This window comes from Tessaracoccus lapidicaptus, from assembly GCF_001693815.1.
Classification (GTDB): Bacteria; Actinomycetota; Actinomycetes; order Propionibacteriales; family Propionibacteriaceae; genus Arachnia; species Arachnia lapidicapta.
Map to the genome: position 1 here is coordinate 1 of NZ_MBQD01000011.1, position 26,004 is coordinate 26,004.

The 26,004-nt window shown below is 70.5% G+C and carries 19 protein-coding genes and 1 tRNA gene; 18 read left to right on the forward strand and 2 right to left on the reverse strand.

What is annotated here, in order from left to right:
• The first annotated feature begins 226 nt into the window (after window positions 1-226).
• The 5 genes from BCR15_RS03305 (at window position 227) to BCR15_RS03325 (ending at window position 8,869) form a co-directional block, all read left to right on the forward strand.
• Window positions 227-1,885, forward strand: a complete 1,659-nt coding sequence (locus BCR15_RS03305) for an NAD(P)-binding protein (protein ID WP_068750427.1) — start codon at window positions 227-229, stop codon at window positions 1,883-1,885.
• Window positions 1,882-5,457, forward strand: a complete 3,576-nt coding sequence (nifJ, locus tag BCR15_RS03310) for a pyruvate:ferredoxin (flavodoxin) oxidoreductase (protein WP_068750429.1) — start codon at window positions 1,882-1,884, stop codon at window positions 5,455-5,457. Before BCR15_RS03305 ends, nifJ begins: the two co-directional genes overlap by 4 nt.
• Complete coding sequence (locus BCR15_RS03315) at window positions 5,454-6,467, forward strand: dihydroorotate dehydrogenase-like protein (protein WP_068750431.1); 1,014 nt, start codon at window positions 5,454-5,456, stop codon at window positions 6,465-6,467. Before nifJ ends, BCR15_RS03315 begins: the two co-directional genes overlap by 4 nt.
• Window positions 6,468-6,621: 154 nt before the next feature.
• Window positions 6,622-7,701, forward strand: coding sequence for an IS630 family transposase (locus BCR15_RS03320; RefSeq protein ID WP_078919742.1), 1,080 nt, complete (start codon window positions 6,622-6,624; stop codon window positions 7,699-7,701).
• 88 nt (window positions 7,702-7,789) lie between these two features.
• Window positions 7,790-8,869: a type I restriction enzyme HsdR N-terminal domain-containing protein gene (locus BCR15_RS03325; protein ID WP_068750435.1), complete on the forward strand. Its 1,080-nt coding sequence runs from the start codon at window positions 7,790-7,792 to the stop codon at window positions 8,867-8,869.
• Between the two features lie 81 nt (window positions 8,870-8,950).
• On the opposite strand, the gene BCR15_RS03330 is transcribed toward BCR15_RS03325, so the two are convergent.
• Window positions 8,951-9,026, reverse strand: a tRNA-Arg gene (locus BCR15_RS03330).
• 465 nt (window positions 9,027-9,491) lie between these two features.
• Here BCR15_RS03330 and BCR15_RS03335 point away from each other — a divergent pair.
• The 13 genes from BCR15_RS03335 to BCR15_RS03395 all read left to right on the forward strand — a co-directional run bounded on the left by BCR15_RS03335 (window position 9,492) and on the right by BCR15_RS03395 (window position 25,599).
• Complete coding sequence (locus BCR15_RS03335; RefSeq protein ID WP_068750437.1) at window positions 9,492-10,871, forward strand: MFS transporter; 1,380 nt, start codon at window positions 9,492-9,494, stop codon at window positions 10,869-10,871.
• A gap of 3 nt (window positions 10,872-10,874) precedes the next feature.
• Complete coding sequence (locus BCR15_RS03340) at window positions 10,875-12,974, forward strand: molybdopterin oxidoreductase family protein (protein ID WP_068750439.1); 2,100 nt, start codon at window positions 10,875-10,877, stop codon at window positions 12,972-12,974.
• Window positions 12,971-14,455, forward strand: a complete 1,485-nt coding sequence (locus BCR15_RS03345) for an FAD-dependent oxidoreductase (protein ID WP_068750441.1) — start codon at window positions 12,971-12,973, stop codon at window positions 14,453-14,455. Before BCR15_RS03340 ends, BCR15_RS03345 begins: the two co-directional genes overlap by 4 nt.
• 106 nt (window positions 14,456-14,561) lie before the next feature.
• The gene (gene nirB, locus BCR15_RS03350) at window positions 14,562-17,162 is read left to right on the forward strand and encodes a nitrite reductase large subunit NirB (protein WP_068750443.1); all 2,601 of its coding nucleotides are present in this window, start codon (window positions 14,562-14,564) and stop codon (window positions 17,160-17,162) included.
• Window positions 17,159-17,551 carry a nitrite reductase small subunit NirD gene (gene nirD / locus BCR15_RS03355; protein ID WP_068750445.1) on the forward strand — a complete coding sequence of 131 codons (393 nt, stop codon included), beginning with the start codon at window positions 17,159-17,161 and terminating at the stop codon, window positions 17,549-17,551. Before nirB ends, nirD begins: the two co-directional genes overlap by 4 nt.
• Window positions 17,552-18,682: a uroporphyrinogen-III synthase gene (locus tag BCR15_RS03360; protein WP_068750447.1), complete on the forward strand. Its 1,131-nt coding sequence runs from the start codon at window positions 17,552-17,554 to the stop codon at window positions 18,680-18,682.
• Window positions 18,679-19,386, forward strand: coding sequence for a sirohydrochlorin chelatase (locus BCR15_RS03365; RefSeq protein WP_068750448.1), 708 nt, complete (start codon window positions 18,679-18,681; stop codon window positions 19,384-19,386). The genes BCR15_RS03360 and BCR15_RS03365 overlap by 4 nt, the downstream gene beginning before the upstream one ends.
• Before the next feature lie 33 nt (window positions 19,387-19,419).
• Window positions 19,420-19,701 (forward strand): DUF2249 domain-containing protein, encoded by a 282-nt coding sequence (locus BCR15_RS03370; protein ID WP_061620526.1) that lies wholly within the window; start codon window positions 19,420-19,422, stop codon window positions 19,699-19,701.
• The gene (locus tag BCR15_RS03375; protein WP_068750450.1) at window positions 19,701-20,159 is read left to right on the forward strand and encodes a hemerythrin domain-containing protein; all 459 of its coding nucleotides are present in this window, start codon (window positions 19,701-19,703) and stop codon (window positions 20,157-20,159) included. The genes BCR15_RS03370 and BCR15_RS03375 overlap by 1 nt, the downstream gene beginning before the upstream one ends.
• Window positions 20,119-21,222 (forward strand): DUF8744 domain-containing protein, encoded by a 1,104-nt coding sequence (locus BCR15_RS03380; protein WP_197971697.1) that lies wholly within the window; start codon window positions 20,119-20,121, stop codon window positions 21,220-21,222. Before BCR15_RS03375 ends, BCR15_RS03380 begins: the two co-directional genes overlap by 41 nt.
• Window positions 21,219-23,822, forward strand: coding sequence for a multicopper oxidase domain-containing protein (locus tag BCR15_RS03385; protein WP_068750452.1), 2,604 nt, complete (start codon window positions 21,219-21,221; stop codon window positions 23,820-23,822). The genes BCR15_RS03380 and BCR15_RS03385 overlap by 4 nt, the downstream gene beginning before the upstream one ends.
• 63 nt (window positions 23,823-23,885) lie before the next feature.
• Window positions 23,886-25,265, forward strand: coding sequence for a UTP--glucose-1-phosphate uridylyltransferase (locus tag BCR15_RS03390; RefSeq protein ID WP_068750454.1), 1,380 nt, complete (start codon window positions 23,886-23,888; stop codon window positions 25,263-25,265).
• Window positions 25,258-25,599 (forward strand): hypothetical protein, encoded by a 342-nt coding sequence (locus BCR15_RS03395; RefSeq protein WP_068750456.1) that lies wholly within the window; start codon window positions 25,258-25,260, stop codon window positions 25,597-25,599. The genes BCR15_RS03390 and BCR15_RS03395 overlap by 8 nt, the downstream gene beginning before the upstream one ends.
• On the opposite strand, the gene mscL is transcribed toward BCR15_RS03395, so the two are convergent.
• Window positions 25,600-25,965, reverse strand: a complete 366-nt coding sequence (mscL, locus tag BCR15_RS03400) for a large conductance mechanosensitive channel protein MscL (protein WP_068750458.1) — start codon at window positions 25,963-25,965, stop codon at window positions 25,600-25,602.
• Window positions 25,966-26,004 lie beyond the last annotated feature (39 nt).

Genomic DNA, 26,004 nt, shown 5'->3' on the forward strand with positions numbered 1-26,004 from the left:
TTAAGCCTTTCAGCGCCGATGGTACTGCAGCGGGGACGCTGTGGGAGACTAGGACGCCGCCGGACACTTACTTGAATACAGCGAGGGGGAAGACACCCTGCCGGCCTGGCCGGTGTGTGTGTCTTCCCCCTCGCTTTTTTCATGCCCACACGAATGTCAGCTGCTCGGTGTCCCTACCCCCCGTCGATACCCCCTGGGGGAAGGTCTACGATGCTGAGTAGTAGACATGCTCTGGGAAGGGGCGATGATGGCCTTCGAGCGACGCGATATGACGGTGCAACCGGACCTCAGCCACACGGAGGGTCGGGTGGCCCCCGTCCGGGCGCGCAAACCGATCTACCTCGACATGTTGCCGCCGTGCAACGCGGGCTGCCCGGCGGGTGAGAACATCCAGGAGTGGCTGCGGCTCATCAAGGCCGGACGCGCGGAGGCCGCGTGGCGGCAGCTCATCGTCGACAACCCGTTCCCCGCCATCCACGGGCGCGTGTGTTACCACCCCTGTGAGACGGCCTGTAACCGCCAGGACCTGGACGCCGCGGTCTCGATCCACTCCGTTGAGCGCTACCTCGGCGACATGGCCATCACCAACGGCTGGAAGGTACCGCTGCCTCGGCGTCGATCGGGGCGTCGCGTGATGGTGGTCGGAGCGGGGCCCGCGGGCCTGTCGGCCGCCTACCATCTGGCCCGGCTCGGGCACGAGGTCGAGATCTTCGACGCCGGAGACAAGCCCGGCGGCATGATGCGCTACGGCATCCCCGAGTACCGCCTGCCGCGTGACGTGCTGGACGCGGAACTGCAGCGTCTGGTCGAGCTCGGCGTGGTGTTCCGCCAGAACGCACCCATCAAGGATCTCCTGGCCACGCAGGCCGAGGGCCGCTTCGACGCGGTCTTCGTGGCGGTCGGGGCCCACATCTCCAAGCGAGTGGACATCCCCGCAGCAGACGCGACGCGCGTCGTCGATGCTGTCAGCTTCCTCCGTGACGTGGCCTCCGGCGAACGGCCGATGATCGGGCGCCGGGTCGCCGTCTACGGCGGCGGTAACACGGCCATGGACGCGGCCCGCGTGGCGCGCCGGCTCGGGGCCGAGGAGTCCGTCGTCGTCTACCGCCGCACACTCGAGCAGATGCCGGCCCACGCCGAGGAGCTCGAGGGGGCACAGGCCGAGGGCGTCCAAATGAACTGGCTGCGGACGATCACGTCCGTCGACGAGGAAGACCTCACCGTCGAGATCATGGAGCTCGACGAGCACGGCAAGGCCCGGGGGACCGGCCGCTACGAGAAGCTCGCCGCCGACACCGTCATCCTCGCCCTCGGGCAGCGGGCCGACACCCAGTTCCTGCAAGCGATCCCGGGGATGAGCTTCAACGACGACGTGGTCGAGGTGGACCCGTCGACCCTGATGACCGCGGTCCCCGGCATCTTCGCTGGCGGTGACGCGGTGCCGTCGGACCGCACCGTCACCATCGGCGTCGGACACGGCAAGAAGGCGGCCAAGCGCATCGACGCCTGGCTGAACAAGGAGGAGTGGGTCCAGCCGGAGAAGCACCCGGTCGTCACCCTCGACATGATGAACGTCTGGTACTTCGGCGACCACGCCCGCAGGCAGCAGACCGAAACCGGCATCGACGAGCGCTTGGAGGGCTTCGGCGAGGTCGTCGCCGGCCTCAGCGACGAGGAGGCCAAATTCGAAGCGAACCGGTGCCTCAGCTGCGGCAACTGCTTCGAGTGCGACGGCTGCTTCGGCGCCTGCCCGGAGGATGCCGTCATCAAGCTGGGTACGGGTAACCGATACCGCTTCGACTATGAGAAATGCACCGGATGCGCCACATGCTACGAGCAGTGCCCGGTCCACGCGATCGAGATGATCCAGGAGCTTCCCCGATGAACGAACAGGCCATCATCGACGGCAACGAGGCCGCCGCCGACGTCGCGTACCGCGTCAGCGAGCTGTGCTCGATCTACCCGATCACGCCGTCGTCCACCATGGCCGAGCTGGCCGACGAGTGGTCGGCGCATCGCCGCCCCAACATCTTCGGGCAGGTGCCGACCGTCATCGAGATGCAGTCCGAGGGCGGAGCGGCCGGCGCCATGCACGGGGCGCTGCAGGGCGGCGCGCTGTCGACGACGTTCACGGCCTCGCAGGGCCTGCTGCTGATGATCCCCAACATGTACCGGATCGCGGGGGAGCTGACGTCGACCGTCTTTCACGTCGCGGCGAGATCCCTCGCGACGCAGGGCCTGTCGATCTTCGGCGACCACCAGGACGTCATGGCCGTCCGCCAGACCGGTGTCTGCCTGCTGAGCTCCGCCTCCGTGCAGGAGGCCCACGACATGGCGGCCATCTCGCATTCCGCCACGCTGCGGACGCGGCTGCCCATCGTCCACTTCTTCGACGGCTTCCGCACGTCGCACGAGCTCAACACGATGGTCCGGCTCTCGGACGACGAGCTGCGGCGCATCATTCCGCGCGAGCTCGTCCTGGAGCACCGGTCGCGCGCGCTGAGCCCGGCGAATCCGTTCATCCGAGGCACGGCGCAGAATCCCGACACCTACTTCCAGTCGCGCGAGACGTCCAACCTCTACTACCAGTGGGCGCCGAAGGTCATCGCCAACGAGATGGAGAAGTTCGCGGAGCTCACCGGCCGGCGCTACGGCCTGGTCGAGTACCACGGCGCGCCGGATGCCGACCGCGCCGTCGTCGTGATGGGCTCCGGCATCGAGGCGATCCTGCCGGTGGTGGAGCGGATGAACGCCGAGGGCGCCCGGGTCGGCGTTCTGCAGATCCGCCTCTACCGGCCGTTCCCCACGGAAGCGTTCCTGGAGGCGCTGCCGCCGTCGGTCACGCGACTCGCGGTCCTCGACCGCACGAAGGAGCCCGGCGCATCGGGCGAGCCCCTCTTCCTCGACGTCACCTCGGTGCTCGGGGAAGCTGTCGCCGGAGGCGCGCGGGAGAAGCTCCCCGTGACCATCGGCGGCCGCTACGGCCTGTCGTCCAAGGAGTTCACGCCGGCCATGGCGAGGGCGGTGTTCGATGAGCTGGCCGCCGAGTCGCCGCGGCCCAGGTTCACCGTCGGCATCCACGACGACGTGACCAACCTGTCGCTCGACTACGATCCCGCTCTCGACTTCGAGGATCCCGAGACGCTGCGCGCCGTGTTCTACGGCCTCGGATCCGACGGCACCGTCGGCGCCAACAAGAACACCATCAAGATCCTCGGATCCTCGGCCGATACCTTCGCCCAGGGCTACTTCGTCTACGACTCGAAGAAGTCGGGCTCGCGGACGGTGTCGCACCTGCGTTTCGGGCCCAACCCCATCCGCGCCCCGTACCTGGTCAGCCAGGCCGGCTTCATCGGATGCCACCACTGGTCGATCCTCGAGCGGGTCGACATCCTCGAGTTCGCCCGGCCGGGCACCGTGCTGCTGCTGAACTCGCCGCACGGCCCTGAGGAGACCTGGCATCAGCTGCCGGTGCCCATGCAGCGGCGGATCGTCGAGCTGGGCATCCGGGTCTATGTCATCGACGCCGGGAAGGTCGCCCGTGCCGCCGGGCTGGGCAGCCGGACCAACACGATCCTTCAGACGTGCTTCTTCGCTATCTCCGGGGTGCTGCCGCGGGAGCAGGCGATCGAGCGGATCAAGGCGGCGATCACCAAGACGTACGCGCGCAAGTCGGCCGAGGTGGTGCGGAAGAACCACGACGCCGTCGATTCGGCCCTCGCCGAGTTGCACGAGATGCCGGTCCCGATCGACGACTGGTCCGACCGCGGGCTTATCCCGCCGGTGCCCGAGGGTGCGCCGAAGTTCGTGCGCACGGTCACGGCCGAGATGCTCCGCGGTCGCGGCGACGATCTGCCGGTCTCGGCCCTGCCGGTCGACGGGACCTACCCGTCGGGCACGACGAAGTACGAGAAGCGCAACATCTCCGAGATCGTCGCCGAGTGGGACGCCGAGGAGTGCATCCAGTGCGGCAACTGCGCCTTCGTCTGCCCGCACTCGGTGCTGCGCGCCAAGTCCTACCCTGCGGACGCCATTGGGGATGCGCCGGAGGGGTTCCTCTCCGCGCCCCTCAACGCGGCTGGACTCCCGCAGACCCGCTACACCCTGCAGGTGTACGTGGAGGACTGCACGGGCTGCGGCCTGTGCGTCGAGGCCTGCCCCGTCAAGCCGGTGGATCAGCCGTCGCGGCGGGCCATCAACCTCACGCCCCTGCTGGACCGCGAGAAGGAGAAGCGGGCGGTCGACTATTTCGAGTCGATCCCGGTCAACGACCGGTCGCGCGTCGACTTCGGCACCGTCCGCGGCACCCAGTTCCTCGAGCCGCTCTTCGAGTTCTCCGGCGCCTGTTCGGGCTGCGGCGAGACGCCCTACCTCAAGCTGCTCAGCCAGCTCTTCGGGGACCGGGCGACCATCGCCAACGCGACCGGATGCTCGTCGATCTACGGCGGCAACCTGCCGACCACCCCGTGGGCGAAGAACGCCATGGGCCGCGGGCCCGCCTGGTCCAACTCGCTGTTCGAGGACAACGCCGAGTTCGGGCTCGGCATGCGGCTGGCCGCAGACCTGCACGAGGATCTGGCCCGGACTCGGCTGGATGAGCTGCGCGGTGCGATCGGAGATGACACGCTGGTCGATCAGATCCTCGCGGCCCCGCAGCGGCTCGGATCGGAGCTCACCGAGCAGATGGACCGGGTCAATCGCCTCAAGGCGCGCCTCGAGGGCCTGGCCGGTCCCTCCGTCGAGGACCTGCGCAGCGTCGCGGACCACCTTGTCCGGCGCTCCGTCTGGATCGTCGGCGGCGACGGGTGGGCGTACGACATCGGCAGCTCCGGCGTGGACCACGTCCTCGCGTCGGGCCGCAACGTCAACATCCTCGTCCTCGACACCGAGGTGTACTCCAACACCGGCGGGCAGGCGTCCAAATCGACGCCGCTCGGCGCCGTCGCGAAGTTCGCCTCGGGCGGGAAGCTCACCAACAAGAAGGATCTGGCCCTGCAGGCCATGAGCTACGGATCGGTGTACGTGGCGCGTGTCGCCATGGGGGCCGACCCGCAGCAGACGCTCAAGGCGTTCCGGGAGGCGGAGGCCTACGACGGTCCGAGCCTCATCATCGCCTACAGCCACTGCATCGCCCACGGCTACGACATCCGCAAGGGCCTCGAGCAGCAGTACCGCGCCGTGAACTCGGGACACTGGCCGCTCATGCGCTACAACCCGGTGATCCGCGACGCCGGCGGCAACCCCTTCCTGCTGGACTCGCCCAGGCCTCGCCTGACGCTGCAGCAATACCAGTCCGCCGAGCTGCGCTACAAGGTGCTGAAGGCGGCCGATCCCGTCGAGGCCGACCGCCTTGTCGCGCTCGCGCAGGACCAGGTGGACCGCAAGTGGGCGGAGTACGAAGAGTTGGCCAACCGCGGCGCCCACCAGTTCGCCGCCGACCCGAGGAGCCGGGCATGATCGACCTCACCACGAACTATCTGGGCTTGGCGCTGCGCAACCCGGTCGTCGCGTCGGCCGGGCCGCTGTCGCAGACCGTGGCCGGGGTGAAGTCCCTGGCCGACGGCGGGGTCGGTGCCGTCGTCCTGTACTCGCTGTTCGAGGAGCAGCTGCGCCGCGAGGCCGAGGCCACGGCCATCCTCGAGGACATGTACGAGGAGTCCCACGCGGAGGCGATCTCGTACTTCCCGACGGTGCCGAGGGCCGCCCACGACGCCTCCGCCACCTACCTCCGGCTGGTTGAGCAGGCGGCGGCGGCGATCGATGTGCCGCTCATCGCCTCCCTCAACGGCGCATCGCTCGGCGGGTGGACGCAGACAGCGCGCCGGCTCGCCGACGCCGGGGCAGCGGCCATCGAGCTCAATATCTACTTCGTGCCGGGTGACCTCACGATGACCGGGCACGCGGTGGAGGAGCGTCACCTGGCGATCCTCGCGGCCGTCAAGGGGGCGGTGAACATCCCTGTCGCGGTGAAACTCAGCCCGTACTTCTCCTCGGTCGGCAACATGGCGCTGCGGCTCGACGCCGCGGGGGCGGACGGCCTGGTGCTGTTCAACCGCTTCCTGCAGCCCGACATCGACCTGGACCGGCTGACCGTGGAGTCCGGCGTCACGTTGTCGTCGCCCGTGGACGCACGGCTGGCCAGGACCTGGATCTCCGTGCTGCACGGACATCTGGAGGCCTCCATCGCCGCCACCACCGGCGTCGACACCGCCGACGACGTCATCAAGTACATCCTGGCCGGGGCCGACGTCGTCATGACGACGTCATCGCTCATCCGCCGCGGGCCGGCGTACGCGCAGGTCCTCGTCGAGGGGCTCGGGCAGTGGTTGGCGGCTAAGGGGTTGTCACTGTCCAAGGCGAGGGGGCTGTTGGCGGTCCCGGCTGAGGCGGCTGCGGACGCATACGAGCGGGAGGGCTACGTGTCGGCGTTGGAGAAGGCGAAGTCGACGTACGGGTCGCTGCGCTGAATCGGCGACCCAACGTATGATCTGCGGTCGCGGGAGTTAGCCCAGATAGGCAGAATTGTCGCGTGACCCCGCCACAGTGGGAGTATGCGGGGACTGAGAATAACTAGTGGCGTGTCGGTGATATAACTTTACGGTTGGGTGGGACAATGGGTGCATGGCGAATCGGACAGCCCCAGCATTGGAGTTGCGTGACGGTGACAGGGGTGAGTTGGAACGCTTGACCCGGTCTGCGACGGTGATGGCCTCGACCGCGCAGCGTGCGCGGATCGTATTGTTGGCCGCTGACGGGGTCGGGAACCAGGTGATCGCAGACACCGTCGGAGTGTCAAGGCCGACGGTGAACCTGTGGCGAGACCGCTACGCCGAGCGCGGTCTGCGCGGTCTGGCTGACGAGCCCCGCCCGGGGCGACCCCGACAGGTCGACAGGGTCGCGATCCTCGCCGCCACCCTGGATCCGCCGCCGGCCAGTCTCGGGGTGACGCACTGGTCGTCTCGGCTGCTGGCCCCACGGTTGGGGGTCGACCATGCCACCGTCGCGGCGGTGTGGAAGGAGTTCGGGGTCCGCCCGTGGAAGGCGGAGACGTTCAAGTTCTCCACCGACCCGGAGCTGGTGGCCAAGGTCACCGACGTGGTTGGCCTGTACCTGGCGCCACCGGAGAACGTGATCGTGTTGTGCGTGGATGAGAAGTCCCAGATCCAGGCGTTGAACCGGACCCAGAAGACACTGCCGATGGCGCCGGGCCATGCGGAGCAGCGCACCCACGACTATGTCCGCCACGGCACCACCACCCTGTTCGCCGCGTTGGAGATCGCCACCGGGAAGGTCACCGGCCTGTGCAAGGACCGTCACCGGCATCAGGAGTTCCTCGGCTTCCTCAAACACGTGGCCCGCGCCTACCCCGACCAGGAACTGCACCTCGTCATGGACAACTACGCCACCCACAAGAAGGCCGAGGTCCGCGACTGGCTCGCCGGCAACCCCAGGATCACGGTCCACTTCACCCCGACCTCCGGCTCGTGGCTCAACCTCGTCGAGGTCTGGTTCGGCATCATCGAACGCCAAGCGATCCGACGCGGGGCCTTCACCTCGGTCCGCGACCTCACCGGCAAAATCCGCGCCTTCATCAACGGATGGAACCGGCGCAAACACCCATTCATGTGGACCAAAACTCCCGACCAGATTCTTGACCGAATAGACCGGAAACGTAAACATGTCTCAACGACAGGCCACTAGGACATCGTTGTGGAGGCGCTGCGCTTTGGATCAAGCAGGGCTGCTGATCCGGCGCATTCGATTCCAGTAGAAGGGACGTACATCACTCATGCCGATCGAAGACGCGATCAAGGAACTGGCCACCAAAGTAACCGATCATGGACGGGCTCTGCTCACCGAGGAGGCGACCAAGACCGCTGTGGTGCTGCCATTCATCGCCCGCGTGCTCGGGTACGACGTGTTCGACCCCAGTGAGGTCCTGCCGGAGTTCACGTCGGATATCGGTACCAAGAAGGGGGAGAAGGTCGACTTCGCAATCCTGCGTGGGGGAGATGTCCAGATGTTGATCGAGTGCAAGCCGATCGGCGCACCTCTCGACATCAACCACGCATCACAGCTGTTCCGGTATTTCCATGTGACTAACGCCCGCATCGGAGTGTTGACCAACGGTCAGTACTGGCACTTTTTCACGGACTTGGATCAGCCCAACAAGATGGACCAGCATCCATTCCTCCGGCTCAACCTGCTCGATGTCGACCCGTACGCGCTCCCCGAGTTACAGAAGATGACGAAATCGACGTTCGACCTCGACTCGGTGCTCTCCGCTGCCGAGGAACTGAAGTATGTCTCGGGGGTGAAGCAGGCGATCGACCAGCTTTTCGCGTCACCGACTGAGGAGTTCGTGCGGCTCCTGGCGGCCAAGGTCTACGACCGACCTCTCACCGCCAAGATGCGTGAGTTCTTCACCGGCGTTACGGTCAAGGCTTCCAAGCAGTGGATCACTGAGCAGGTCAACACTCGGTTGAAGACAGCATTGCAGGGCCAAGGCGTCAGCATGCCGGCCCCTGCCGCCACCTCTGATCCGGTTGAAGACAGCGAAGGGGATGAGGGGCCGAAGGACATCGAGACCACGTTCGAGGAGATCGAAGGCTTCAACATCGTCCGTGCTATCGCGGTCAGCGACGTACCGGTGGAGCGAGTTGCGGCACGGGACACGAAGTCGTACTTCGGGATTCTCCTCGACGACAACAACCGCAAGCCCATCTGTCGGCTGCACTTCAACCGGAAGCAGAAGTTCATCGGGATTGTCGGAGAAGACAAGAGCGAGACGCGAATTCCCATCGACAAGATCTCCGACATCTATCACCACGCCGACGCCATCCGCGAGGCAGTCAGGCGTTTCGCCTGAGCCGTTCGGCGCCTGGGTGTCGATCCGACCGCGGGGGTCGGGGACACCTTCATAGGTCCACAGCTGCCGCAGGCCTATCGTTGGCGACCCCGGGAAGATTCGAACTTCCGACACAAGGTTTAGGAAACCTCTGCTCTATCCCCTGAGCTACGGGGCCGTGCCGCCGCGACGTCGTCGGGCAACTCGGACAGGATACCGGGCTGCGCCCGCCGCTGCAGCACGCCTCCCGTGAGCACACCGTCGGGCGGCCCCACCGTCGCCTTGCGCCCCCGCCAGCCGTCCCCCGATGAGCCTGCGGAACGGCTCGACGCAGATCTGAACGATCAAACTCGAAAATTCGGTGTTGAGGTTTGGCGCAGGCTCATCGGGAGGCGACGAAACTCGGCGCAGGCTCATCCTCGGCCCACAAGGTGCGTGTCAGGCTCAACGCAGGGGGACGGGAGCCGGTGCCCACCGTCGCGCAACGCCTCCGCGGGCCTCACAGCCGACGGCGGGGGCGCGTGAGGAACTGGTGACAGGGCCGTTACCGGGCGCCCGATCGGCCGTCACACCCGGTTCGTACGTTCTGTCGTGAGCAGCGTCGCTCATGGACCGAACCGACCTACGAGCCGAAGGAGCGACCATGACCTCCACCCGCACCCTCCCGGGGGGTCCCGCGACTGCCCCACCCACCGACGACGTCCGCGCCTCAGCGCTCGAGCACCGTCCCGGCCGATGGATCGACGGATGGGACCCCGAGAACCCCACCCAGTGGGCGACGACGGGCCGCCCCATCGCCCGCCGCAACCTCTGGCTGTCCATCTTCGCCGAGTTCCTGGGCTTCGCCGTCTGGGCGCTCTGGAGCATCGTCGTCCCGCAACTCAACGGCGTCGGCTTCGACCTGAGCGTCAACGAGATGTTCTGGCTCGTCTCGACGCCCGCGCTCGTGGGGGCCACGCTCCGGATCCCGTACACCTTCGCCGTCCCGCGATTCGGGGGCCGCAACTGGACCGTCGTGTCAGCCCTCCTCCTGCTCCTCCCGACGGGGGCCCTCGCCTGGGCCGTCAACAACCCCGAGCTGCCGTTCATCGCGCTCGTGGGCATCGCGGCGCTGGCGGGTGTCGGCGGAGGCAACTTCGCCTCCTCGATGGCCAACATCTCGTTCTTCTTCCCCGCGAAGGAGAAGGGCGCGGCGCTCGGCCTCAACGCCGCCGGCGGCAACCTCGGCACCGCGGCCGTGCAGCTCGCCGTCCCGATCGTCATCACCATCGGCGCCGGGGTCAGCTTGGACCGCGCCGGGCTGATGTTCATTCCGCTGGCCCTCCTGGCCGCCGTGCTCGCCTGGCGGTCGATGGACAACCTGTCCAGCGCCAAGTCGGACCCCCGTGCCTACGCCGTGGCCCTCCGCCACCCGCACACCTGGATCCTGTCGTTCGTCTACATCGGGACCTTCGGCTCGTTCATCGGCTACTCCGCGACGTTCCCGACGCTGCTGAAGAACCTCTTCCCTGCCATGACCATCTCGCTGGCCTTCATGGGGGCTCTCGTCGGTTCGCTGGCCCGTCCCTTCGGCGGCTACCTCTCCGACCGCATCGGCGGCGCCCTGGTCACCTGCGCGTCCTTCGTCGCCATGGCGATCGGGGCGGTGGGTGCCATCCTCGGGCTGCAGGCGCAATCCTTCCCGATCTTCTTCCTCTCCTTCCTGTGGCTGTTCGTGTTCACCGGCATCGGCAACGGCTCCGTATACCGGATGATCCCGGCGGTCTTCGCGGGCACCGCGCGCGGCGACGCGGCGGCGCTCACCGCGGCCGGTCGTGCCGCGGCGGGCTGCATCGGCATCGCCGGGGCCGTCGGCGCCTTCGGGGGGTTCCTCATCCCCCAGGGGTTCGCCCTGTCGCGGACGATGACCGGCGACCTCCAGGCCGCGCTCTGGGTGATGGTGGGGGTCTACCTCCTCATGCTGGGTCTGACCTGGTTCGTGTACCTGCGCCGGACGTCGCCGCTGGCCGCGCTCAAGGTCTGAGCCATGACCGCGACCCACTGCCCCTACTGCGCGCTGCAGTGCGCCATGGACGTGGCGCCGGCCGACCCGGGGGTGACCCCGACGGTCACCCCGCTGGAGTTTCCCACCAACCGGGGACGGCTCTGCCAGAAGGGGTGGACGTCCGCCGAGGTGCTCACCACCCCCGACCGGCTCACCAGCCCCCTGGTGCGCCGCGACGGGGAACTGGTGCCCACCGACTGGGACACCGCGCTGACGCTGGTCGCCGACACGCTGCTACGCCTGCGGGCCGAGCACGGGCCGGAGTCGGTGGCGGTGTTCGGAGGCGGCGGGCTCACCAACGAGAAGGCCTACACCCTCGGCAAGTTCGCCCGGGTGGGGCTCGCCACGCCGAACATCGACTACAACGGCCGCTTCTGCATGTCCTCGGCCGCGGCCGGTGGGCGCCGGGCGTTCGGGCTGGACCGCGGCCTGCCGTTCCCGCTCGCCGACCTCGACGGGGCGGGCGCCATCCTGCTGGTGGGGTCCAACCCGGCCGAGACGATGCCCCCGTTCTGCACCCACCTGTCCGGGGCGCAGGAAGCGGGCGGGCTGATCGTCGTCGACCCCCGCCGCACCCCGACGGCGGCCCTCACGGGCGACGGCCGCGGCCTGCATCTCAGCCCGCTTCCTGGCACCGACCTCGTCCTGCTGCTGGGCCTCACCCAGATCCTGTGGACCGAGGGGCTGGTCGACCGGGACTACCTCGCGGAGCGGGTCAACGGCGTCGACGAGCTGCGCGCCAGCCTGGCCGCGTGGTGGCCGGAGCGCGTGGAGCGCGTCACGGGGGTGCCGGTGACGCAGCTGCGCGCCGCCGCCAGGATGCTGGCCGAGGCGAGCCCGGCCCGGGGCGGTAGGGGGACATACGTCCTCACCGGCCGCGGGGCCGAGCAGCACGCCCACGGCACAGACACCGTGACCGCCGCCGTGAACCTCGCCCTCTGCCTGGGACTCCCCGGAAGGGTCGGCTCCGGCTACGGGTGCCTCACCGGCCAGGGCAACGGCCAGGGCGGGCGCGAGCACGGGCTCAAGGCGGACCAGCTGCCCGGATACCGCTCCATCGCCGATCCGGCGGCCCGCGCGCACGTCGCCGCCGTCTGGGGCGTGGATCCCGACTCGCTCCCGGGGCCGGGGAAGCCCGCCGTCGCGCTGTTCGAGTCTCTCGCCTCCCCCGGAGGCCCGCGCGCCATGCTCATCCACGGCGCCAACCCCGTCGTCAGCCTGCCCGACGTGCTGCGCCTCACCGAGCGATTGGGCGACCTGGACCTGCTCGTGGTCAGCGACTTCGTGCTCTCCGAGACCGCCGCCCTGGCCGACGTGGTGCTTCCCGTCACCCAATGGGCGGAGGAGACCGGAACCATGACCAACCTCGAGGGGCGGCTGCTGCTGCGGGCCCGCGCAACCCTGCCCCCCGTCGGCGTCCGCACCGAGCTGGAGGTGTGGAGCGAGCTGGCCGAGCGTCTCGGCAGCCCCGTCGAGTTCAGCGCCGACCCCGCCGTCGTGTTCGACGAGTTGGCCCGAGCCAGCGCCGGCGGCGTGGCGGACTACGCCGGCTTCAGCCACCAACGGCTCCGCGACGGCGACGCGCTCTACTGGCCGTGCCCCGCCCCTGACCACCCCGGCACGCCGCGGGTGTTCCTCGACCGCTTCGAGACCTCCGACGGGCGCGCGGTGCTCCACCCCGTCGACCAGACCCCGCCTGACGACGAGCTGACCCCGGAGCTGCCGCTGTACCTGGTGACCGGCCGGGTCCTGCAGCACTACCAGTCCGGCGCGCAGACGCGGCGCGTCCCGACGCTCAACAGCGTGGAGCCGGAGGCCTACGTCGAGCTGCACCCGCTTCTCGCGCAGAGGTTGGGTGTCGCGGCGGGGGACAAGGTGGCCGTCCACTCCCGCCGCGGCAGCTGCGAGGCGGTGGCCCGGCTCACCGAGGGCATCCGCCACGACACTGTCTTCATGCCCTTCCACTACCCGGACGCCGGCGCGGTCAACCGGGTCACCAACGCCGCCACCGATCCCATCTCGGGCATGCCCGAGTTGAAGGTCGCGGCCGTGCGGCTGACCCGGATCGGAGCGGCGGCATGAGTCACCGGATCGTCGTCGTGGGCCACGGCATGGTGGGCCACCGATTCCTCGCCGACCTGGCCTCCCACCGCCTTGACGACGTCGAGGTCACGGTCCTGGGCGAGGAGGGGCACGCCGCCTACAACCGCATCCTCCTGCCCGACGTGATCATGGGCCGCGCCGACCTGCCCGGGCTCACGCTGCCCGAGAGCCGGGACGTACGGATGCTGCGCGCCCGCAAAGCCACCGGGGTCGACCGGCGCAACCGCGTCGTCCTCGACTCCATGGGGGAGGAACACCGCTTCGACACGCTCGTGCTCGCCACCGGCGCCGAGCCGGTGTTCCCCACCGTCGACGGCATGGTCCGCGCGGACGGCACCCCCATGCCCGGCGTGGCCGCGCTACGTACGTGGGACGACGCGGACCGGGTCCGCTCGGCCGCGGCCGCCGGCGCCAGGGTCGTGGTCATGGGGGGAGGGGTCCTCGGCATCGAGGCCGCCGTCGCGCTCGCCGAGGCCGGCAGCGACGCCACCATCGTGCACCGCGGCTCGGCCCCGCTGGACCGCCAGTTCGACCCCGCCAGCGGCGCCGTCGTCCGCGCCGGGCTGACCGACCGCGGGATCACCACGCTGGTCGACGTGCGCGTCGCCGGGGTGGAGCGTCGCCGCGACGGCGCCCTCACCTCCGTCAGGTTGACCAGCGGCAAGCACATCCCCGCCGACCTCCTGCTCGTCGCCATCGGGGTCCGGCCCCGCACCCGCCTGGCGGAGGCGGCCGACCTGTGGGTGCGCAACGGCATCCTGGTCAGCGACACGTGCCGCACGGACGACCCGGCCATCTACGCCATCGGCGACTGCGCCCGCACCCCGCGCGGCTGTCCCGGGCTGGTGGGTCCCGGCTGGGAGCAGGCCCGCGTCCTGGCGCACCACCTGGCCGAGAAGATCAGCGGCCGTTCCGGTCCCCGCCCAGTGCTCGGCGCCGACTCCGGCGTGTTCCGGGTCAAGGCCGAGGGCCTTGAGGCGGTCACCATGGGCGAGTTCCCGGCCGACGAGTTCGCGCCCGGCGCGCCGCGGGTGCTCTCCCTCACCGACCCTGTGGGGCGCCGTCGGGTCCGGGTCGCCGTCGCGGACGGACTGTTGGTGGGCGCCACCTGCGTCGGCGATCCCCAGGTCGCGGCCGACCTGACGGTGGCCTTCGACTCGCGCACGCCCGTCCCCGACGACCCGGCCGCGCTGTTGGCCCGCCCGCTCGCCGGCGCCGCGCCGGCGACCTCGGTGGCCGACCTGCCCGATGCCGCCATCGTGTGTCGCTGCAACGCCGTGACCAAGGCTGCCATCACCGATGCAGTCAAGGCCGGCGCCGACACTCCCGAGGCCGTCGCGACGGCGACCCGCGCCTCCACCGGCTGCGGAAGCTGCACCTCCGACGTCTGCAGCCTGGTCGCCGCCCTCGGCGCGGCCGGCACCCCGCGAACCTCACTCGAACGGGTCACGGTCGCGTGAGTGGCTTGTTGCACAGCCGAAACGTGACTGATCCAGCCCCGGAAACTGCGCCACTTAGCGTCGTAGATACCAAGGAGCCCAACCGACAAGACCCCTGGAGGCCGATATGAGCAAGCTGTGTGTGGTGGTCGGAGGTGGCATGGTCGCCCACCGATTCGTCGAGGCACTGCGTTCGCGCGACGAGGCCGGCGAGTGGCGGGTGACCGTCCTCGCCGAGGAGCCCCGCCCCCCGTACGACAGGGTGGCGCTGACCAGCTACTTCGAGAACCGAGACCCCGAGCTGCTGAACCTCGGCGAGGCGCACCTCTGGCAGGACCCGAACGTGAAGCTGCGACGCGGAGCCAAGGTGGTCTCCGTGGACCCGGCGGCGCACACCGTCATCACCGAGAACGGCATGTCGCACGCCTACGACTCCCTGGTGCTCGCCACCGGCTCCTATGCGTTCATGCCCCCGGTGCCCGGACGTGAGCTGCCCGGTTGCTTCGTGTACCGCACCATCGACGACGTCGCGGCCCTCCGCGGCTACGTCGAGACCCTGCAGGAGCGCAACCCGAAGCGTCGCATCCGAGGCGCCGTCATCGGGGGTGGACTGCTGGGCCTCGAGGCCGCCGGAGCGCTGAAGAAGCTCGGCGCCGACGCCACCGTGGTGGAGTTCGCGCCCAGGCTGATGCCGCTCCAGGTGGACGACGGCGGCGGCGAGTCGCTCAAGCGCCTCATCGAGGCCATGGGCGTCGACGTCCGCGTCGGCAGCGCCACCTCGGCCATCAAGGGCCGGATCGCCGTCGAGAAGATGGTCTTCAACGACGGCTCCTCCATCGACGTGGACGTGGTGATCTTCGCCACCGGCGTCCGCCCCCGCGACGAGCTCGCCCGCGACGCCGGCCTCGAGGTGGGGGAGCGCGGCGGCATCGTCGTCGACGACACCTGCCGTACCGCCGACCCCGACATCTACGCCATCGGCGAGGTGGCCTGCATCCAGGGCCGCGTCTGGGGTCTCGTCGGCCCCGGCTACACCATGGCCGAGGTGGCGGTGGACCAGATGCTCGGTCGCTCCGGCACCTTCACCGGCGGCGACCTCTCCACCAAGCTGAAGCTCCTCGGCGTCGACGTGGCCAGCTTCGGCGACGCCTTCGGAACCACTGAGGGCGCCCTGTCAGTGGTCTACACCGACCCGATCGCCGGCGTCTACAAGAAGCTCGTCCTCTCCGACGACGCCCGTACCCTGCTCGGCGGCATCCTGGTGGGCGACGCCTCGGCCTACGCCGGCCTGCGCCCGATGGTCGGCCGCCCCCTCGGCGGCGATCCGGCCGCCTACCTGGTCCCCGCGTCGCCGGAGGGCGCCGCGCCGCAGGGCGAGCTGCCCGATGACGCCCCCGTGTGCTCTTGCAACAACGTGACGGCCGGAGCCATCCGCTGCTCGGTCACCGAGGGCGGCTGCACCGACCTCGCGGGCGTCAAGGCCTGCACCAAGGCGGGCACCAGCTGCGGCTCCTGCCTGCCGCTGGTGCGCAAGTTGATGATCGCGGAGCTCGAGAAGTCCGGGACGGTGGTCAGCAACGCCCTGTGCGAGCACTTCGAGCTCTCCCGGGCCCAGCTGTTCGACGTGGTCCGCGTCACCGGGCTCACCACCTTCTCCGAGATCATCGACCGGCACGGCCGCGGCCGCGGGTGCGACATCTGCAAGCCGGTCGTCGCCTCCATCCTCGCCAGCCTCGGCAACGGGCACATCCTCGCCGGCGAACAGGCGGCGATCCAGGACACCAACGACCACGTGCTGGCCAACATCCAGAAGGACGGCACCTACTCCGTCGTGCCGCGCGTGCCGGGCGGCGAGATCACCCCCGACGGGCTCATCGTCATCGGCGAGATCGCCCGCGACTTCGGGCTGTACACCAAGATCACCGGCGGCCAGCGCATCGACCTGTTCGGCGCCCGCATCGACCAGCTGCCCCAGATCTGGCGCCGCCTCGTCGACGCCGGGTTCGAGTCCGGCCACGCGTACGGCAAGGCACTGCGGACCGTGAAGTCCTGCGTGGGCTCGACATGGTGCCGCTACGGGGTCCAGGACTCCGTAGCGCTGGCGATCGACCTCGAGCTGCGGTACCGCGGGCTGCGCTCGCCCCACAAACTCAAGCTCGGCGTCTCCGGCTGCGCCCGCGAATGCGCGGAGGCCCGAGGCAAGGACGTGGGGGTCATCGCCACCGAGAAGGGCTGGAACGTCTACGTCGGCGGCAACGGCGGCTTCACCCCGCGCCACGCCGCCCTCCTCGCCGAAGACCTCACCACCGAGGAACTCGTGCGCACCATCGACCGCTTCCTCATGTACTACGTCCGCACCGCCGACCGCCTGCAGCGCACCGCCGCGTGGCTCGAGAGCATCGAGGGCGGGCTGGACCACGTCCGGCAGGTGATTCTCGACGACTCGCTCGGCATCGCCGCGGATCTCGACGCCGCCATGGCCCGGCACGTCGAGGGCTACCGCGACGAGTGGCGCGACGTCCTGGAGGACCCGGTCAAGCTGGCCCGATTCGCCGGCTTCGTCAACGCCGCCGACGCGGTGGACGACAACCTGCAGTACGTCGGCGAGCGCGGCCAGGCGCGCCCCGCCACGGACGCCGACCGCGAGGCCGGCGTCGAGACCGTCGATTCCGAACGCCGGCCGGTCCTGGTCGCCGGCGCCACCCTGCCCGTCGGAGGACCGAGATGACCACCATGCACCCCGTCTGCACCCTCAGCGACCTGCTGCCCGAACGCCCCGTCGCCGCCCTGATCTCCGGCCACCAGGTCGCCGTCGTGCGGCTGCATGACGACCGCGTGTACGCGGTCGGCATGTGGGACCCCTTCGCCCGCGCCAACGTCATGGCCCGTGGACTCGTCGGGTCGTCCCTGGTGGATGGCGAGGAGGTGCCCGTACTCTTCTCTCCCATGTACAAGCAGGCGTTCGATCTCCGCTCAGGCGTGTGCCTGTCGGATCCCGCCGCCGCGCTCGGTACCTGGGAGGTGACGGTCCTCGACGGCCGGGTATACGTCGGGGGGCAGGTGACCTGCGAGTCGCCGGCCCGCCGCAGCGACGCGCCCCTGGCGAGGGCGGGCTGAATGGACGGTCCCGCCGCCGGCGCCCCGGGCGCCACCACCCTCGCGGGGTGCCGTGTCGTGTTGACCGCCAAGCGGCGAGCCTCTGAACTGGCCTCCGCGCTGGAACGGCGCGGAGCCGAGGTTCTGCGGGCGCCCATCCTGTCCATCGTGCCGCACGCCGACGACGAGCTGCTGATCGCGCAGACCGCGGCGCTCATCGCCGACCCTCCGGACGCGGTCGTGGCGACCACGGGAGTCGGCTTCCGGGGCTGGATGGACGCGGCCGACGCGGCCGGGTGCGCCGACGAGCTCCTCGCGGTGCTGCGCCGGGCCCGGATCATCGCCCGCGGCCCGAAGGCCCAGGGCGCCGTGCACGGGTCCGGGCTCACCGCGGACTGGGTCGCGGATTCCGAGACCGCCGCCGAGATCAAGGAACTGTTCGCCGACGAAGGTGCGGCCGGGCTCCACATCGCTGTGCAGCACCACGGCTCGGGCAGCGACGGCATCGACGAGCTCCTGACCGGGTTGGGCGCGCGGGTCACCTCCCTGGTCGTGTACCGGTGGGGGCCGTCTCCGGATCCCGAGGCGGTCTCACGCGCCGTCGGCCTGGTGGCCGGCGCTGAGGTGGACGCCGTCGCGTTCACGTCCGCCCAGGGGGTGGTCGAATTCCTGTCGGCCTGTGAGCGGGAGGGACTCCGCGACGAGGTCATCGCCGCGATGGCCGGCCCGGTGCTCCCGGCGACGGTGGGGCCGGTCACCGCCGCGCCGCTCGTCGAGCTCGGACTGAGCCCGCTGGTTCCCGACCGGTACCGGTTGGGCGCCCTCGTGCGTGAACTCAGCGCCGCGCTGAACGACCGCTCTCCGTCTGACGTCGTCACCCCGTCGGGCGTGCTGCGGCTGCGTCGCGCGGCGGCCGCCCTGGACGGGCGCGCGCTGCCGCTCAGCCAGGTGCAGCTGGCCGTGCTGAGGGCCCTGGTGAGCGCCGAGGGTGGGGTGGTGTCGCGGGAGGACATCCTGGCGCTGCTGCCCGGGTGCTCGAACGATCCCCACGCCGCCGAGGTTGCCGTCGCGCGTCTGCGAGACAGCATGGGCGACCGCTCGCTGGTGCGGACCGTGCCGCGCCGCGGCTACCGACTGGAGGTCTCCGCATGACACCTGTCCTCATCGTGTGTGCGCACGGCACCGACGACCCGGACGGGCAGGCGGTCGTCCTCGAGATCGCCGCGGCGGCCGCGCGACGGCTGCCCGGGGTGACGGTCGAGGCAGCGTACGTGGACGTCCAGGAGCCGAAGCTCGGCGACGTGGTTGACCGCTGGGTGGGTGCCAGCGCGACGGTCGTGGTCGTCCCGGTCCTCCTGACGCTCGGATTCCACACGGAGGTGGACGTCGCCGAGGCGGTGTCCGCCCACCCCGGAGCGGTCGTCTCCACCGGCCCTCTCGGTCCGGACCCGCGCCTCGAGCGCGCCCTCGTGGACCGGCTGCGGGAGGCCGGGGCTCCGGAGGACGCGGCCGTGGTGGTCGCCGTCGCCGGGTCGTCGCGCCCGGAGGCGGCCGACGTCGCGCATCAGGTCGTCGCCGGTGTGCAGAGCCTGTGGCCGGGTCGTGTCTCGGTGGGCTTCCTCTCGGCCGCCGAACCTCGGGTCGCCGAAGCCGTCGCCTCCGCCCGGGGGATGGGCCCGGTGGCCGTGGCCTCCTATCTCATCGGCCCGGGGTTCTTCCAGCGCCGCGTGGACAAGGCAGGCGCCGACGTCGCGGCAGCGCCCTTGGGCGCCCACCCGCTGCTCGTCGAGGTGGTGGTCGACCGCTACCGCGCGGCCGCGGCTGGGCTCGTCGCCGATCAAAGCCACCCCGGTTAATTGATACAAAGTCCTTGTAGTAATCTGGCAGGCATGACAGAGATCTCCCTCACCCCCAAGTCAGGCTGCGGTTGCGGCGGTCATGACGAGTCCCTGCCCGAGCTCGACGCGCGCGCGATCCCGCATGCCGTGCGTCACGCGGCCATCCACGGCGTCGTCGACGGGCTCCAGCCCGGTGCCGCCTTCGTGCTGGTCGCCCCGCACGACCCGGTTCCGCTGCTGCGCCAGATCTCGGATCGCCACGGCGACTCGATCGCCGTGAGCTACGTCCAGGAGGGCCCCGACGCCTGGAAGCTGAAGCTGGCCCGCGTCTGATGTGCAGCTACTGCGGGTGTGACTCGATCACGGTCATCGGCCGGTTCATGGCCGAGCACGTCGAGATCGTCAACGCGTGCGGCCAGTTGCGCCGTGCCGTCACCGACGGCGGGGACGTCCCCGCCCGCGCCCGCGACCTCGCTCACCTCCTCGGTCCGCACACGCAGTCCGAGGAGGTGGGCCTCTTCAGCGTCATGAAGCGCCGCGACGAGTTCACGGAGCACGTCAACGGCCTCTGCGGCGAGCACCGCTCGCTCGACGAGCTCCTGGCGGCCATCGCCGCCGGCGACCACTCGCTGATGGACACGTTCGAGGTGGCGCTGCGCGACCACATCGACAAGGAGGACAACGGTCTGTTCCCGGCGGCGGCCCTGGGCCTCGACGGAGACGAGTGGACCGAGATCGACGGCAAGACGCATGAGCACGACCACGCCACCGGCGTCCCGCACCACCACTGACGGTCCCGCCGCGACCCGCCGCCTCCGCGTCGCGCTCATCGCCCTGGCCGGCGTCTCCCTGCTCACCGGGCTGAACGCGGCGCTGCTCAGGCTGGGCGTCTGGGCGCCGGTGTCCTCGAGCCGGCTGGCCGACCTCCACGGACCAGCCATGACCCTGGGCTTCATGGGCACCCTCATCTCCCTGGAGCGCGCCCAGGCGCTGCGCAATCCGCTGGCCTATCTCGCGCCCGCGCTGCTCGGCGCCGGATCGCTGGCCCTGATTTCGGGCGCCCCACCCCTGCTGGGTGAACTCCTCCTGCTCGACGGCGGCCTCGCCTTCCTCGCCGTGGCCGGCGCGCTGTGGCTGCGCGCCCCGCTCCCGCTGGTGGCCGCGCAGGCGTTGGGGGCGCTCTTCGTCCCGCTGGCGGCCGCCGCGATCCTGCTGGCGGACGTGGCGGCGGCGCTCCCGCTGCTCGTCGCGTTCGTGGTGATCACGATCGCCGCGGAGCGCGCCGAGCTGGCCCAACTGACCATGGGGGCCCGCGCCGTCCCCACCCTGCTGACCTTGGCGACGGTGGTGGCGCTCGGCGCGGCGCTCGCGATCGCGCTGCCCGCCGTCGGATTCCGGGTGCTGGGGCTGGGCTGCGTGGCGGTGGCGGCCTGGCTGATCCGCGACGACGTGGGGCGCCGGATGATCCGCGCCGCCGGCTTCCGCCGCTTCAACGCGGCCGCGCTGCTCGCGGGCAACGTCTGGCTCACGATCGCGGGCGCGGTCTGGGTCGCAGTCGGGCAGCCGACCGCCCAAGGCCACTACGACGTCACGATCCACGGGGTGTTCCTGGGCTTCGGGGTGTCGATGATCATGGCGCACGCCCCTACCATCTTCCCGGCGGTCATCGGCCGGGCGCTGCCGTACCGAGTGTCTATGTGGCTGCCCCTGGCGCTGCTGAACATCGGCATGGCCACCCGAGTGTCCGGCGCCCTCGCCGGCGCCGGCCTGCTCTACCGAACCGGAGGAACCGTGACCGTGCTCGCTCTGCTGGCGTTCGCGCTGACCGTCGTCGCATCGGCGGTGCGGGGATGAGGCGCCGCCGCTCCCTGCGCGACTACGCGGTCCTGGTGTGGCTCCTGGCCGCGGCTGTGGTCGCAGTGGCCCACCGGTGGGTCCCGGAATCCACGTGGCTCATGGTGCACCTGGTGGCGCTCGGTGCCCTGACCCACTCGGTGATGGTGTGGAGCGCCCACTTCACCGCGGCACTGCTCAAGACCCGCGACGACGACGCCACGCGGCGGCGGGCGGACGTACGGCTCGGGGTGCTCGCCGCGGGCTCGCTGCTGGTGTTCGCGGGCGTCCCGACGGCGCAGTGGTGGCTGGTCGTCGTCGGCGCTACCGCCGTCTCAGCGGCGGTGCTGTGGCACGGCGCCGTCCTGGTCCGCGACCTCCGCCGCGCGCTGCCCGGACGCTTCCGCATCTGCATCCGCTACTACGTCGCGGCCGCAGCCTGCCTGCCGGTGGGAGCCGCGTTCGGAGCGACGCTCGCCTGGGGCCTCGACGACCGTTGGCACGCCGCATTCCTCGTCGCGCACACCATGACGATGCTGCTGGGCTGGATCGGCCTGACCGTCGTGGGAACGTTCGTGACCTTCTGGCCGACGGTGTTGCGGACCCGGATGGACGACCGCGCCGAGCGCCTCGCGAAGCAAGTGCTGCCGGTCCTGCTGGCGTCGATCGGCGTGGTCATCCTCGGCTCCATGCTGGGCGTCCGCGCCGTGTCTGTGGCCGGCCTGGTGCTGTACGCCGGGGCGCTGATCTGGTGGGGCCGCTGCCTGGTCGCTCCGCTGCGCGCGAAGCCGCCGCGCGAGTTCGCCGCGGCCTCGATCCTGGCCGGCGCGGTGTGGGCCTGTGTCGCGATCATCGCGACCGCGGTCCACGTCGGCCGCTCCGACGACGTCGAGCTGGCCTCCGGGTATCCGATGCTGGCCACCCTGTGGGTGGTCGGCTTCCTGCTTCAGCTGGTGACCGGGGCCCTGTCGTATCTCCTGCCGTCGGTGATCGGCGGCGGCCCGCGGGTGGTGCGGGCCGGTGCGGCCGAGTTCGACCGCTTCGCGACCGTGCGGCTCGTCGTCATCAACGGCGGGCTGATCGCCTGGCTGACGCCGCTGCCCAGCTGGGTCAAGGTGACGGTCTCGGTACTCGTGCTGGCCGCGCTGGCGGCCTTCCTGCCTCTCATGGTGCGCGGCATCCGCGCCTCTGTCGCCGAGCGCCGGCGCGCCGTGGCGGGCGTGCCCGCGGCCGAGATGCCGGAGCGCCGCAGCGCCTTCACCGGCGATGGGCTGGTGGCAGGGGTTGCCGCCCTGGCCATCGCCATCAGCGTCGGCGTGGGCCTGGACCCGGCCGCCGCGGGAGTCGCCACCGTGGGGTCCGCGGCCGCCCCGGTGGCGGTGGCCGAGACCGGGACCACCGTCCGGGTCCAGGTCGCGGCCCGCGACATGAGGTTCGTGCCCGCCAGCGTGGAGGCGCAACCCGGGGACCGGGTCATCATCGAGCTCGTGAACGAGGACCCCACCACCGTGCACGACCTGCTCGTCGGCACCGTCCGCACACCCCGGTTGGCGCCCGGCGAGCGGGCGGAGCTCGATCTGGGGATCGTGGGGCAGAGCATGGCCGGCTGGTGCACCGTCGTGGGCCACCGGCAGATGGGCATGACGTTCGACGTGGTGGTGGCGGGCTCGCCCGCCGCGGAGGCCGGGGCCGAGCCCGCGGCGCCGCAGCACAGCCACCAGGGCGCCGGAGACCCGGACGCGGAGCTGAGCGCCGTCGTCGACCCCGTCGCGCCTGCCCTGACCCCCGAGACCGTCCGCCGCTATGAATTCCGCGTCACCGAGGTGCCCCTCGAGGTGGCGCCGGGCGTGTGGCAGCGGCGGTGGACGTTCAACGGCGGCAGCGTCGGGCCGACGCTGCGGGGCCGGGTCGGCGACACCTTCGAGATCACGCTGATCAACGACGGGTCCATGGGGCACTCGATCGACTTCCATGCCAGCGCCCTGGACCCGACGGGGCCCATGCGCACCATCGCGCCCGGTGAGCGCCTGACCTACCGGTTCACCGCGAACCGCGCCGGGGTCTGGATGTACCACTGCTCGACGATGCCCATGAGCGCCCACATCGCCGCCGGCATGCACGGCGCCGTCATCATCGAGCCCGAGGCCGGCCTGCCCGAGGTCGACCGGGAGTACGTGCTCGTCCAGTCCGAGGTCTTCCTGGCCGACGCCGCCGCGACCGCCGAGGACGCCACCGACCTCGACGCGGACGCCGTGCTGGGCGAGCACCCGGACAAGGTCGTGTTCAACGGCGTCGCGAACCAGTACGACCAGGCTCCGCTGGTGGCCCGCACGGGGGAGCGGGTGCGGTTCTGGGTGCTCGACGCCGGGCCGAACCGGGCTACCAGCTTCCACATCGTCGGCGCGCAGTTCGACACGGTGTACCGCGAGGGCGGGTATCTGCTCAAGGAGGGCGTCGACCCCTTCGGGACCACGGGAGGCGGCGCGCAGGTCCTGGCGCTGGCGCCCGCCGAGGGTGGCTTCGTCGAACTGGAGATCCCTGAGCCGGGGCGCTATCCCGTCGTGAGTCACGTGATGGTCGACGCGGAGCGCGGCGCCCACGGGTACGTCGAGGTGTCCTGACCGTCCCGCCGCGGAGGCGCTGGCCTAGGATCGGAGTCGACCACTCGACGAAGGGAAACCGCCGTGTCTGAAGCCGGCCTCAACGCCGCCCGCCAGAAGATGATCGACGCCGGGGTCGCCGCGCCGGCCATCGAGGTCTTCTCCCGGTTCTACGAGCTCCTCGAGAGCGGCGCCACGGGTGTCATCCGCGAGGACACGATCGACCCGCTGCTGGATCCGCCCATGCTGGCCGATGTCGACATCACCGAGGCGGAGGCCCGGGAGGCCATCGGGCAGACGGTCATCATCAAGCTCAACGGCGGACTCGGCACGTCGATGGGGCTGGACAAGGCCAAGACGCTGCTCGAGGTCCGCGACGGGCTCAACTTCCTCGACCTCATCACCCGTCAGGTGCTGGCGGCGCGCGACCGCTACCACGCCCGGCTCCCGCTGCTGCTGATGAACTCCTTCCGCACGGAGGCCGACACGCTGGCGCACCTCGAGCAGTACCCGGAGCTGCCGGTCGACGGGCTGCCGCTCAGCTTCATGCAGAACCAGGAGCCGAAGCTCCGCGCCGACGACCTCACCCCGGTCGAGTGGCCGGCCGACCCCACGCTGGAGTGGTGCCCGCCGGGCCACGGCGACCTCTACCCGGCGCTGGAGGGCTCCGGCGTGCTCGATCAGCTGCTCGAGGCGGGCTTCCGCTACGCCTGCGTGTCCAACGGCGACAACCTCGGCGCGGCCCCCAACGCGACCATCGCAGGCTGGTTCGCCCGCTCGGGGGCTCCGTACGCTGCGGAGCTGTGCCGCCGGACGGTCAACGACAAGAAGGGCGGCCACCTCGCCGTCCGGAAGGCCGACGGGCAGCTCATCCTGCGCGACACCGCCCAGACGGCCCCCGAGGAGATGGACTTCTTCACCGACGAGCACCGCCACCCGTTCTTCCACACCAACAACTTGTGGTTCGATCTACGGGTCCTGCGCGAGACGCTCACCGAACGCAACTCGGTGCTCGGCCTGCCGCTCATCCGCAACGAGAAGACCGTCGACCCGTCCGACGGCGAGTCGACCCCCGTCATCCAGGTCGAGTCGGCGATGGGCGCGGCCATCGAGGTGTTCGAGGGCGCCACGGCCATCTGCGTGGGCCGGGACCGGTTCCTCCCCGTCAAGACCACCAACGAGCTGCTGCTCCTGCGCTCGGACGTGTACGAACTCACCGACGAGGGGCGCCTGGTCTCGACGACGGAGACCTCGCCCGAGGTGTCCCTGGACTCCCGGTACTACAAGAAGGTCGACAAGTTCGAGGCCCGCATCCCGGCCGCGCCGTCGCTGCGCGAGGCGGTGTCGCTCAAGGTGAAGGGGGACTGGACCTTCGGTGCCGGCGTCCGCGTCGTGGGTTCCGTGGAGCTTCTCGACGAGGGCGCGGCCCGCACGGTCCCGGACGGGTCCGTCCTCGGTGGGTGACCCTGAACTGGCGGCGGCCCTGGGGCTCGCCCTCACGGGCCGGCGCCTGCCGCTGTCCTCGCCGCAGCACCTCGCCGACGACCTGCGGCAGCTCGGCTTCGACGGCGACGCCCTGGTGCGGCTCCGCCGGGAGCGGCAGGCCGCGGGGGAGCCGTGGCCGTGCCCCGTCCCACTCGAGGAGCGGCGGGCCATCGGATTCGCCCGGTTCGACGCCGCGCTGGCCGACGCGCGCGCCGCGCTGGGGCTGTCCGGACTGACGGACGCGGTCCGCGCGAAGCGGCCCCTCAGCGCGGAGGAGCGCCGCCTGGCGGCGGACCGGCCGCCGCACTGGTGATCAGGGACGACCGGACGTCAGCGCGTCGCGGATCTCCTCGAGGAGCGTCTCGGTCTTGGTGAGCGCGGGCGCGTCCGCCTCCTCCCGGGCGAAGCGTTCCTTGGCCTTGGTGTAGGGCAGCACGACACCGAAGTACACGACCGTCGCGATGATGAGGAACGCCACCAGCGCGGTGAGGAACGCGCCGACGGACACCCCGGCCGGCTTGAACGACGAGAAGTCCGGCGTGCCGCCAAGCAGCCCGAGGAGGTCCATGAACATGGTGGTGAACGCCTGGACGACGGTGGCGAACGCGGCGCCGACGACGAAGGCGACGGCGAGCTCGATGAGATTGCCGCGCATGATGAAGTCCTTGAAGCCCTTCATGGGGGTGCTTCCTTCCGGATAGGTGACAACGTGCGACCC

Coding starts and splice junctions, on each gene's coding strand:
- BCR15_RS03305 (WP_068750427.1), top strand. CDS start 227: ATGCTCTGGGAAGGGGCGATGATGGCCTTCGAGCGACGCGATATGACG.
- nifJ (WP_068750429.1), top strand. CDS start 1,882: ATGAACGAACAGGCCATCATCGACGGCAACGAGGCCGCCGCCGACGTC.
- BCR15_RS03315 (WP_068750431.1), top strand. CDS start 5,454: ATGATCGACCTCACCACGAACTATCTGGGCTTGGCGCTGCGCAACCCG.
- BCR15_RS03320 (WP_078919742.1), top strand. CDS start 6,622: ATGGCGAATCGGACAGCCCCAGCATTGGAGTTGCGTGACGGTGACAGG.
- BCR15_RS03325 (WP_068750435.1), top strand. CDS start 7,790: ATGCCGATCGAAGACGCGATCAAGGAACTGGCCACCAAAGTAACCGAT.
- BCR15_RS03335 (WP_068750437.1), top strand. CDS start 9,492: ATGACCTCCACCCGCACCCTCCCGGGGGGTCCCGCGACTGCCCCACCC.
- BCR15_RS03340 (WP_068750439.1), top strand. CDS start 10,875: ATGACCGCGACCCACTGCCCCTACTGCGCGCTGCAGTGCGCCATGGAC.
- BCR15_RS03345 (WP_068750441.1), top strand. CDS start 12,971: ATGAGTCACCGGATCGTCGTCGTGGGCCACGGCATGGTGGGCCACCGA.
- nirB (WP_068750443.1), top strand. CDS start 14,562: ATGAGCAAGCTGTGTGTGGTGGTCGGAGGTGGCATGGTCGCCCACCGA.
- nirD (WP_068750445.1), top strand. CDS start 17,159: ATGACCACCATGCACCCCGTCTGCACCCTCAGCGACCTGCTGCCCGAA.
- BCR15_RS03360 (WP_068750447.1), top strand. CDS start 17,552: ATGGACGGTCCCGCCGCCGGCGCCCCGGGCGCCACCACCCTCGCGGGG.
- BCR15_RS03365 (WP_068750448.1), top strand. CDS start 18,679: ATGACACCTGTCCTCATCGTGTGTGCGCACGGCACCGACGACCCGGAC.
- BCR15_RS03370 (WP_061620526.1), top strand. CDS start 19,420: ATGACAGAGATCTCCCTCACCCCCAAGTCAGGCTGCGGTTGCGGCGGT.
- BCR15_RS03375 (WP_068750450.1), top strand. CDS start 19,701: ATGTGCAGCTACTGCGGGTGTGACTCGATCACGGTCATCGGCCGGTTC.
- BCR15_RS03380 (WP_197971697.1), top strand. CDS start 20,119: ATGAGCACGACCACGCCACCGGCGTCCCGCACCACCACTGACGGTCCC.
- BCR15_RS03385 (WP_068750452.1), top strand. CDS start 21,219: ATGAGGCGCCGCCGCTCCCTGCGCGACTACGCGGTCCTGGTGTGGCTC.
- mscL (WP_068750458.1), bottom strand. CDS start 25,965: ATGAAGGGCTTCAAGGACTTCATCATGCGCGGCAATCTCATCGAGCTC.